Source organism: Lysinibacillus sp. UGB7 (assembly GCF_049058285.1).
In the GTDB taxonomy this organism is placed as follows: domain Bacteria; phylum Bacillota; class Bacilli; order Bacillales_A; family Planococcaceae; genus Lysinibacillus; species Lysinibacillus sphaericus_B.
In genome coordinates this window covers 350,554-361,085 of the sequence record NZ_JBMGUV010000001.1, presented here as the reverse complement: position 1 = coordinate 361,085, position 10,532 = coordinate 350,554, and the positions used below count along the sequence as shown (strand labels likewise).

Here is a 10,532-nt window from a genome sequence, read left to right as displayed (position 1 = left end):
TTTTGGTACTACAAAACCATATTGTTTTGCATGTAATTTTGGTACTGCAAAGCTATATTGTTTTACACGTAATTTTGATACTAGAAAACCACGTTGTTTTGCACGTGATTTTGGTACTACAAAGCTATATTGTTTTGCACAAGGTAAGTGGGGCAGCAGCTTCTAGTATTATACCTGCATATGCAATAGAAAAGGATTTTAGTGAAACCAGCACAGATCTTCTTGTTTTGCACGTAATTTTGGTACTACAAAACCAGTTTTTCATTGTTTTACACGTAATTTTGGTACTACAAAACTAGTTCTTCATTGTTTTGCACGTAATTTTGATACTACAAAACCAGTTCTCCCAATAAAGTCACTATATATAGACAAATATTCTTACAATTCGACTACATATAGGAAAATATCGTATCTATTAAGTCAGATGAATAATTACTAGCAAATAATAGTTAAAAAAGGGTTAAAAAGACCTATAATTAAATAGTCAAATCAAGTCTAAAAGCTTTACAAACGCCCTGTAATCAAGGATTAATTCACTTTTGCACGAAATTTTGGTACTACAAAACTAATTTCATAATTAAATTGCTTAAAACCCTTTAACATCAAGGGCTTAATGATACTTAACTATAGTTAAATTCTCTCTAGGTTATATATTTTTTAAAGTTTGCATGTTTTTTTGGTACTACAAAACCAATTTTACAATTTAATTACCTAAGAATCCTTTAATATCAAGGGTTTAACTGTACTTTCATATAGTTAAATATTTGCTAGGTTATACATTTTTTAAAGTTTGCATGTATTTTTGATACCACAAAACTCACTTTATTTTACGAATCAACTATAGTTATACTAAGACTATATATTATTCAGAAAAAAGGTGAGAATTATGAATCAGCAAAAGGAAATCAATGTAACTGTCCCAGAATCTCTTGTCAATCAAGGCTTTAATACATCTGTAGAAGAAATTTTTGACAGATCTCCATTATTTTCAGATAACATTTACACAGCTGAGATCAAACCTCTCACTCCTGAAAACGGTTATTCATCTATTCAACTTTTAGAACACAATAAAGAAACTCTAACTCTTTTAACTGATAAAGATTTAGAAAAACGCCAACGACTTTTGAAAGATTTTTCTGAATCCGACAAAATTCATCATTTAAAGCCATTATTAGATTACAATTATTCAGACTTCAATTTACCTGAAATCATTATTCCTGAAGAACTTTCTTATGACTTAGCTATTCGTGAACAAGGCGAACTAATTGTAGCATCTATTGCTGAAGCCGTTGGAGTTATTGACGAAGTTACTATTCCACGTACATATAACAAAGCAGGTTCTAAAGAAGGGCAAATTAGAAACATTAAATGGCAAGAAGTTTCAAATTATAATCTAAATGTAGAAGTTGCGGAGAAAAAGAATCCAGCTTCTTATATCAAAATTTTAATAGCATTAATGATGAAGCCAATTAACGAAGATGGTTTCCTTTTTGATGTGCCTTTAAAACCATTTGCTGAAGAGGTTGGTGTATCCGTTCGAACTTTAAAAACTCAATTAATTAATATGGAGAAAAATAAGCATATCGAACTTGTGAACGGCAGCTTAAATGAAGCTGGAGCACACTACACTCACTTTTCTTTTAAACTAGAGCGTCATAAAGATAAGCATCATACTCTAGGGGGATATATCAGCCTTAGTAAGTATGCTTATTTGAAGTTGCTTGAAATTAACGATGTAAATATTTTAAGATTCGCCATTCGTGCCTATATGAAAATTTCACGTGATACAGCAACTGCTGCAAAAAAAGGCATCCGTACAATATCTATTCATTTTTCAATGCGTGAAATCCAATCATTCTTACCATCTTACGTAGGTAATAAACCAGCTATACAAAAAATGATTGACACACTTAACGCCACAGGTCTGTTCAATTTTAAATTTGGCAATGTACAAAGCCATTCAGTAGTGTTTATGACAATGAGCCCTAAAATGTTCAATGAAATCTATCAAAACAACGTTGACAATGCGATAATGCAAACAATGGTCCATCTAATGAACGAGGACACGATTCATCTATGCAAAAAAGATGTAAAAGATATTAAGCAAATGGTAAATCAATATGGCTTACGAAAGATACTAGAAGCGATCAATATCATCAAGTCTGATTTCTTTATGATAAACAGTATCAACGAACAGCTATACGAATTAGGAGCTTTAATAAGAATAACAATTGATCAAAATTCCTCCCAATATCTACATTAATTATTAAAAACAGAAAATATGCACATCGAACCTTCTTAGCTATTATAAGAAGGGCTATTTGCGTGCATAAAAATTGTTTATCCAGCATATATTCTTCTAAAGACATAACACCCAACGTCACTTTGGATGTGCAAGGGAATATAATTACTTTATAAAACACTCTCTTCTACACTTTTCACCAATTTTTCCTATCTAATCTGTTAATTCTACAAATATATATATCCACAACCTATGTTTATACACATTTTATCAACAAAGTATCAACAAATAATCCACAATAGATTCACCATTTATCCACAATAAATATCCTTTCTATCAACAGATATTCCCTTTTCGACAAAAACTACAATAATCCTATTCTTACTGCACTAATAATAATTATTTTCTACAATAATCCTCACTCACTTTTACAACAATCCTAATTTATTACACTAATCCTATTTTGCAGTTACAAATCAGGATTTTTAAAGCCTTAAAGCTGCAATAATCCGACGAAAATTGCAATCATCCTTCTTAACTTTAAAAAAAACGACTGAACTTGAAAAAGGTCAGTCGAACATACATAAATACAATATTTTTTTGCGATTTTCATAAATTATTTACTTATTTTCTAGTCTCTTTGTCAAAAATCAAAAAGCGACAATGCTCAATCCCTTACAGCTCTAGGATCAAACAATGTCGCTTACGAATATATCTATTATATTTCTACTCTTATATCTACTATATACCTTTTAAATATAACTAATATATCTTTTAAATATTAATATAAATACATCTTTTTTTTATATATAGGGAAAATCAAAACACTATCATTATTAATTCAATAATCTTATATGATTGAATGAATTGATAAGAACATGAATATAATCCTAGTAGAAACATCTATCAATTTGTAATAATTAGCTTCATTCTAACATAAAATATGTTATACAACATCAAGACGAAAGGAGGAATAAAATTATGAAAAAATCTAAATGGATCACAATGCTTTGTTCTGCAACACTACTAATTCAGCTATCTGTAGTACCAGCACTGGCAATATCACCTACGACAACAGATATGCCTTCAGATATTACAAATGAGGAACTAACAAATACTGATCCACCTGTTTCAAATCCTGATAAAACAAACACTTCATCAAAGACTGAAACACCTGATGTCCCAAATATCGAATCGGACAATCCATTATTTTCTGAAATACCTCAAAAAGTAGGTGACCATCACACTTATAGTTGGTCATCTAACGTGGTTATTCCAAATGACGATGAAAAACATTTAAAACAGGCGGAAGATGCCATTAAAGAACTCGCTCAAACAGATTTAAACGCTGCGACAAATGATCCTCAGAAGGTATTAGAAGCAGCCTACTTGTTAGGTATGATGCCAATCAAATATGATAAAATGGAGGATATGCGTGTTAAAGCAAATTTACTTCAAAATTTGTATGTTGAATTAGATAAGATAAAAGATCCTGAATTTAAGGGTAAAGCCTATGAAGTAATTGTTTATTTATCATTAGATTGGGTATTGCTAACAGATGATTCCCAAGAATTTGTCAACCTATCAAATGCTTTAGAAAAAATGCCTGCATCTGAAATTAAGGACAAAATTCAAAACAAGGTAGACGACATTGTTGATAAAAACAAGCCTACTGATGAAGATTTAAACAATGGGATTCCTGATAAAAATAAACCAGCTGAAGGAAACCCTGATGACGGTAAGATTGATGACGGTAAAACTAACGACAATGATTACATCGGAGGCATAAAGCCACCTGCTAAACCACCTGTACTAACATTGCCTGAAGCTACTTATGACTACACCAAAACTGTATTTAATAAAAACGGTTGTGAGAATACTGTTTATTACTATAAGGATGGTAAAGTTATAAAAAAAGGCACTGAAAAAGTGGATAAAAAATCTTGCTTATCTCAATCAGGTAAGAGCAATTACAAATCTGCAAACAGCGTTAAATATACTGGCTATAATCCGTATGATAAAAAACAACGCCTAGCCTTGCTAAAAAATCTTCAATTGAAAAAAGAATTAGAAGAAGCAATGACTAGTGATCTTACAGTGCAATACACATTTAATAAAAATGATGAATCACCTTACTATTTTGATACAGGTGTTAATGTAAATGCAAAAAAAGAGCTCTCTTATGATCAAGCAAAAAGTGCATTACAAATTATCTCAATTCAAGCAAAAGGACAATTTGTTGAAGATATGAATCAAGTATTAGCTTTAGTAGATGGACAAATCATCAGAATTGAAGCATATGAAGGACTAAAACCATTTGAAGAATTTAAAGATAACTTCAAACTAACTAACATTGGTGTAAAACTTCAAGATACTAGAAGCTCTACAAAGCAGGGCATAATCGATTTGATTGAGATTAAAGAAAACCACACAATTGTATACAAGGACCATCCATTTGCATTAAACGAACGCCCTATCATTGACAACAATGTAGTTTTATTCGGGGCTGAGCAAATTGCTGAAATTCTAAATATCGAAATTAAGCGTGAAGAAAAATCAAAAACGATTCAGATGTCCCTAAATGGCTCTATAATCGAGTATACGCTTGATTCAAGTGAAGCTTTATTAAATGGTGAAAAAATCGACTTAAACGTTCCTGTACGTTTTAATAAGGATATGAAATATATGATTCCAATTACAACATTACTAAATCAACTTTCATTAGAAATTATTGTAGAAAATGAGGAAATCATAATTGCACCAATAAAAGAATAGATTTATAAAAAATTCATGTAATCAAATACACGTACACGTTGCTAATGTCTCGGAGGAAATACAAATTAACTAATAAAGGGGATAATTGAGAATGCAAATTTTAGTTATGTATTTATTATTAGCTGTTGTTGGTTGTATCGCTGTTGCTAGTATTATAATGAATTTTGGTTTAGAAAAGAAAGTTGATTCAATTTCAAAAACAATTAGAGGTTTAGTTACTACAAAAGAAGATGAAATTGTAAATAAGCCTTTAAATATTACGGATGATAAGTTAAATAGCGTATTGGAAGGTCTTGAATTTTACAAGAATCAAAGTGAGAAATGGCATAGTGAAAGCGTATTTTGGAAGAGTGCTTATGATAAAGAATGTGAATCGCTCAATGAACTTGAGATACGTTTCAAGAAAGTAGAAAAGGAAGTATCAAGCTTACGTTATATAGTAGACAAAATGGATGGCAGAGAGATTGTGCGTGATGACAACTACAATATAACTAATATTAGATTAGTAAAATAAATATAAAATTAACACACAATCCCACATATTAGGTATAATATGTGGGATTGTTATAATTTAGGGATTTATAATTGAAATGAAGGGGGGATATTATCGAGCATGGGTTTTTATTATTTGTAATTATAAAAAAATAAAACCTGCATATAGTAAAACGTATTATTAATAAAGGAGGCGTTCTAAATGCAGAACATGAAAAAAGGTAGTTTATTTAAGTCGAAGATTGGAATTGGGGTACTATTACTGACACTTATCATTGCTATAGGTACATTCAGTTTAGACATTCCTAAATTTTCATTAACAAATCATTCCCTTTATGTAAATGGTGAAAAAGCGAAAATTAATCCAATTGTACAAAATGGTCAAGTTTATGTTCCATTAGAAATTTCAGTTGAAGGTATGGGGGATAAATACGAATTAAATTCAAGTAAAAATAAGACTACAGTTACACATGATAATTCACAGTACATTTTTACATTATCGAGTGCAGTAGTTGAAGTGGATGGAGCAAATGAATACTTACACGTTAAAGAATCTAAATGGACTACAGCTCCTACTGGATTAAAAACGATTAAGATCGGTTCAGATTTATTTGTTCCATATGAATCACTAAATCAATTATTTGATTATGAAGTTTCTTCGAAAAAGAGCGGTGCAGCGTATACGGTAATTGTTGGATCTCAAGATATTAAAGAGGACAAACCGCCAACTACACCACCTACAAACCCAGGAGTTGAAGAGAACCCTTATGTTCCTAATAAGTGGAAAAAATCACCAACAGGACTTTATCAAGCTCTAGACAAGAAGTATCCATTACCTGAAGGAATTAAACCGTTCAAGGCTAAAACAACAGCATTTACTACTGATTATAAGAAAAATATCAATATCCTTGCTAATGAGCTAGGTTTTGAAAAAGCAGCCGACAATGCTGCCATCTTATATCCGTACAGTACGTTAAATTCAATCAGTGTATCTTACAGCACAAAGCACAATGATTATGCAGTACAAATCGACTATTGGAGTGCCAGTGGTAAAGATCGACTAATTGAAAACGTAACGCCTTATGCGTTTAAAGAAATTTCAAATTTATTCTTTGGGACTACTAAAGGCAGTGAATTCTACAGTTTAATTGAAAAAGGTGCAGAGCAAAATGCAGAAGCATACAAAAAATTCAACAAGAAAATTACAGTTGGAAATCGTGAAGTATATGTAAATACAGCAGCGTCATCGTTCATCATTTACATCTCCGAACCAAATAAAAAATTAGATATGTAGGATAAAAATAGGTTGCTACTAGCAGCCTATTTTTTTTTCAAACCAATGTTTGCAAGGAAACATTTTGATAAACAATTCTTTACATATTTTCTTGCTGCCTTACTCTTTTTGTTATCACACATCATCTAGTTGCATATCATACAAATAGAAAACTAAATATAAAAGGAGGTAATTGCGAAATGAACATTAAGAAATCTGTTCTAACATGGTTCAACTACTGCATTGCAGTCGTAATCGTTGCTTCCGCATATTTTGGTTTTTGGCAAAGTACGAACGCTCATGCAGTATCAGATTTATCGAACAGCGTAATACATCATCATAAATGGGAAAATCCTATTACTGGTGAAGTGATTCAAAGGGAAAGTAGCGAGCCACCTATTTACATCACATACAAATCAGGCTCTACATTAGGAAACTACTATGGGGCTAATAAAAAGTTTTGGCAAGAGATGTATAAAGGTGAATATCTATGGTACTCTCCTGTTCCACCAGCACAATTAATCGAATCAAATAAGGATGAAGATCGTTATCAAATTCGTGACAATCGTTTGCGTGTTTGGGGTAATGGTTTTAATCCAGCTGAGGCAGGAACATGGTTTGTAGATCGAACTTTCAATCATAACTTAAAGAAAGGTAGCTATGACATCGATAAAAGATGGACATATGGCTACAACGGTTACAATACAGGTACTACAAAAATTAAAGTTTCATATAGCTATAAAAATCAGGTTTATAACTATATTGGAAAAAACTATGAATGGCGTTATTTAGGCTATTCAGATAGTGGCTCAATCGTAGATAACCCGTATTTTCCACCTGAATATCCCACAGAACCCGATTGGCATCCATCGAAAAAATTATGGATTTGGGAGCCCTGGAGAGACTTCAGTTCTTTAGGAGCTGGACATTATGAAGAATCACAACGCACAACATATGATTTATCGGGTAAAAAATCGAAATGGATTGAAGAATTATTCTTAACAAAAAATCCTGAGTTCGTACTTGAACAAAAGCCAGGTGAAACTAAGAAACAAGTGTATCAACGTAGTGCAAACTATTGGAAAGATGCAATTCTTCTTAAAAACAATCCTGAATGGTCTACAGGTATCGCTCGTATGTATCACAACGGAAATGCTCCAGGTAAAGATGGATTATGGTACATGGTTTGGGTTCTAAAAACACCTGATCAGCCAAACTTACGTGTAACAGACTTTAAAATTATCGATCCTGAAAACGGAAAAGTATTAGGTCATGTTTATCGTAATGCTGAAAAAAATAGTGTATTATCCACTTATGTCAAAATTGATCCTCAAGCTAATTTAAAACGTGGTAAAGAATACAAGATTACAGCTAGAGTAAAAAATATGGAAATTGAAGGCGAAGGCAAAGGCAAAGCGACAACATATGAGCCTTTAGGTCTTGATTTACACTTAGCGTATGATGACAACGTTCATTTAGTTGGTAGTTACGATGAATCGCATTATAATGAACTGAATCACGAAAAAGCAGGTAAATCACCTGTCGGACGCACATCAATTGAGTATTTACAAACAGCTGGATTCGAAGTAGACAATACAGGTGCTGAATGGTCATTTACTGTCCCTGAAGCAAATATTGCAAAAGAAGAAATGAAAATTCGTATCGAAATTCCTATCGGACACTACTTAGCAGGTGAAAATGTAATTTCTGAAGATGACTTTGCTGAAATAACATTACCGATTGAGAAAGAAGATATTGGTACACTAAAAACTGCTAACCTTACAGAAGCTAGTGGTCTACCGACTGAAGATATTATGCCAAACACAGCGTATGATCTTCATTTCTATGTTAATAAACCATTTGGTGAAACACCTGTAGGTGATCCAAACAACTTAGCTGCTAACCCATTCGCTTCCTTACAAGTAATTGTGAAAAATAGCGAAGGTAGTAAAGTTTATAATGTTGTTGCAGAAAAAACGCTGTATGAAGGTCAAACAATACAATTGACGGTGAAAAACGTAATGAGCGGTAATGAGCCCTGGTTAGAAGCTGAGTGGCAAATTCGTCAAGTTCACCGAGATCTTTTACAATCTACAGTAATTGAAAATGATGGTCCATACCAACAACGTTGGCAATCAGAAGTAAATATCGCTGTTCAAAATTTTGAATTATTCCCTCAAGTCGTATATCGTGCTCAAGGACAACCTGCTGGTTCAGAAAATGTAAAAGCTTGTTATGAAGTAACCAACATGAATCCTAAAGGCGATTCTCGTCAGATCGTGCATGTAATCACAAATATGATTACAGGTCAAAAATGGACATTTGACGATGTTTTTGTAGGAAATAAAGAACAAAAAATTTGTAAAGACTTAGGTACAGTAAACTTAGTTATTGGAGATAATCCATTTATGGTTGAAGTCAACCCTGATACTGGAGGCGGCAGACGTTGGAAAGAGTATCTGAATAATGGAAATCCATATGCGGATAATGTAGACGAACAATCAATTCTAGTCGTTCAAAATATTGCTGAGCAGTATTGTGAAACAGTTCATACAAGAAATGACTGGAGCCAAAAATATACGAAAACACGATATTACCAAACGTATAAACAAGATTCGATACGAGATGAAGATGGATATATCATTGGATGGTCTGCACCATATCCTTATGATGAATACTTGTTTACAAATCACGAAACAGTTGCTCATTACGAAACATATTCTATTGAGCAAGCGATCTTCAAAAGTCGAGATTATGATGGCGACATCATGACGGATAAAGGGAAAATCCGAGCAGGTTATGGATTTGAACTAGAGATCGATGTTAATTACCAAACAAATGTTGATAAAACTGCTCCTAAACCCTGGAATATGGGCAGACCAGGACAAAGAGAAGATGTTTATCCTCTTGTAGTTCCAGTGACAATGCCTGAAGCTCTATATATTGAGATGCCTTACACAGATGAAAACGGACAGCCTATTCGATACAAATTAGAGCCGATTGCTATTAAAGGGAATTGGGATGATAAGACAATCACTTATGGATTGCCACAACGAGATGCATTTGGTAAAGAAACAAATCGTAGAATTTATTTCAATGAAACAGTTGCAAATGGAACATATAACATCAAGGTCGATACGGAGGCATTCTATGGATATACTCCTAAAACGCCAGTACCATTCCTGCTATGTGATTCAGCAAACTTATCAATTGAAGTATTAGGATCTAATGCCGATGATGTAAAATCACATGTAACACAATAAAAGAGACAGAGAATTGGATAATCATTTATCCAGTTCTCTTTTTTTTTGTGTAAAATTAAAAGTAGTAAAAATTATTAATAAAAACATACATATAAGTGCTATATAAAAGTTATATAACTTCTACACAACACTTATATGTTTAACAATAAGAATCAATCAAAAAAACTCGATTCAAGTAGAAAAACGAAAAGAAAAAATATAAAAAGTTACATAACTTCTATATAAACACGCTTAAAAGTTATATAACTTTTATATAAAAATTATTAAAAATATAAACATCTTGTAAATAACAGATTTAAAAATTGGTATGTTGTTGGTAAAGTGAAACCATATACTAGCTTATCGTTTCACTTTGCTAACAGTGTATTCATAAGAATTTCAGAATATGTATAAAAATATTTTCACCCCTTTTTAAGTATCCCTAACATATCTCTATTAAACTAGAATTTTAAAAAACAAGGTTTTAAACAAGGTTTTTTATTTTATA

The 10,532-nt window shown here is 32.1% G+C and carries 6 protein-coding genes; all 6 read left to right on the top strand.

Annotated elements, in window-relative coordinates; translation table 11 throughout:
* The coding region (locus ACOMCU_RS02300) for a hypothetical protein (protein ID WP_421049358.1) at positions 1–299 on the top strand (299 nt) is incomplete at its 5' end.
* A 587-nt stretch (positions 300–886) separates the two neighbouring features.
* Entirely contained in the window at positions 887–2,263 is a 1,377-nt protein-coding gene (locus ACOMCU_RS02295) for a hypothetical protein (RefSeq protein ID WP_421049357.1), read from the top strand.
* A 960-nt stretch (positions 2,264–3,223) separates the two neighbouring features.
* The gene (locus ACOMCU_RS02290) at positions 3,224–5,017 is read left to right on the top strand and encodes a stalk domain-containing protein (protein ID WP_421049356.1); all 1,794 of its coding nucleotides are present in this window, start codon (positions 3,224–3,226) and stop codon (positions 5,015–5,017) included.
* Positions 5,018–5,108: 91 nt separating this feature from the next.
* Positions 5,109–5,531 carry a hypothetical protein gene (locus ACOMCU_RS02285; protein WP_421049355.1) on the top strand — a complete coding sequence of 141 codons (423 nt, stop codon included), beginning with the start codon at positions 5,109–5,111 and terminating at the stop codon, positions 5,529–5,531.
* A 180-nt stretch (positions 5,532–5,711) separates the two neighbouring features.
* Entirely contained in the window at positions 5,712–6,803 is a 1,092-nt protein-coding gene (locus tag ACOMCU_RS02280) for a stalk domain-containing protein (RefSeq protein ID WP_421049354.1), read from the top strand.
* A gap of 179 nt (positions 6,804–6,982) precedes the next feature.
* Positions 6,983–10,045, top strand: coding sequence for an Athe_2463 domain-containing protein (locus ACOMCU_RS02275; RefSeq protein WP_421049353.1), 3,063 nt, complete (start codon positions 6,983–6,985; stop codon positions 10,043–10,045).
* The last annotated feature ends 487 nt before the right edge of the window (positions 10,046–10,532 follow it).

Excerpts from the sequence above, each read along its gene's own strand:
- ACOMCU_RS02295 (WP_421049357.1), top strand. The coding sequence starts at position 887 with ATGAATCAGCAAAAGGAAATCAATGTAACTGTCCCAGAATCTCTTGTC.
- ACOMCU_RS02290 (WP_421049356.1), top strand. The coding sequence starts at position 3,224 with ATGAAAAAATCTAAATGGATCACAATGCTTTGTTCTGCAACACTACTA.
- ACOMCU_RS02285 (WP_421049355.1), top strand. The coding sequence starts at position 5,109 with ATGCAAATTTTAGTTATGTATTTATTATTAGCTGTTGTTGGTTGTATC.
- ACOMCU_RS02280 (WP_421049354.1), top strand. The coding sequence starts at position 5,712 with ATGCAGAACATGAAAAAAGGTAGTTTATTTAAGTCGAAGATTGGAATT.
- ACOMCU_RS02275 (WP_421049353.1), top strand. The coding sequence starts at position 6,983 with ATGAACATTAAGAAATCTGTTCTAACATGGTTCAACTACTGCATTGCA.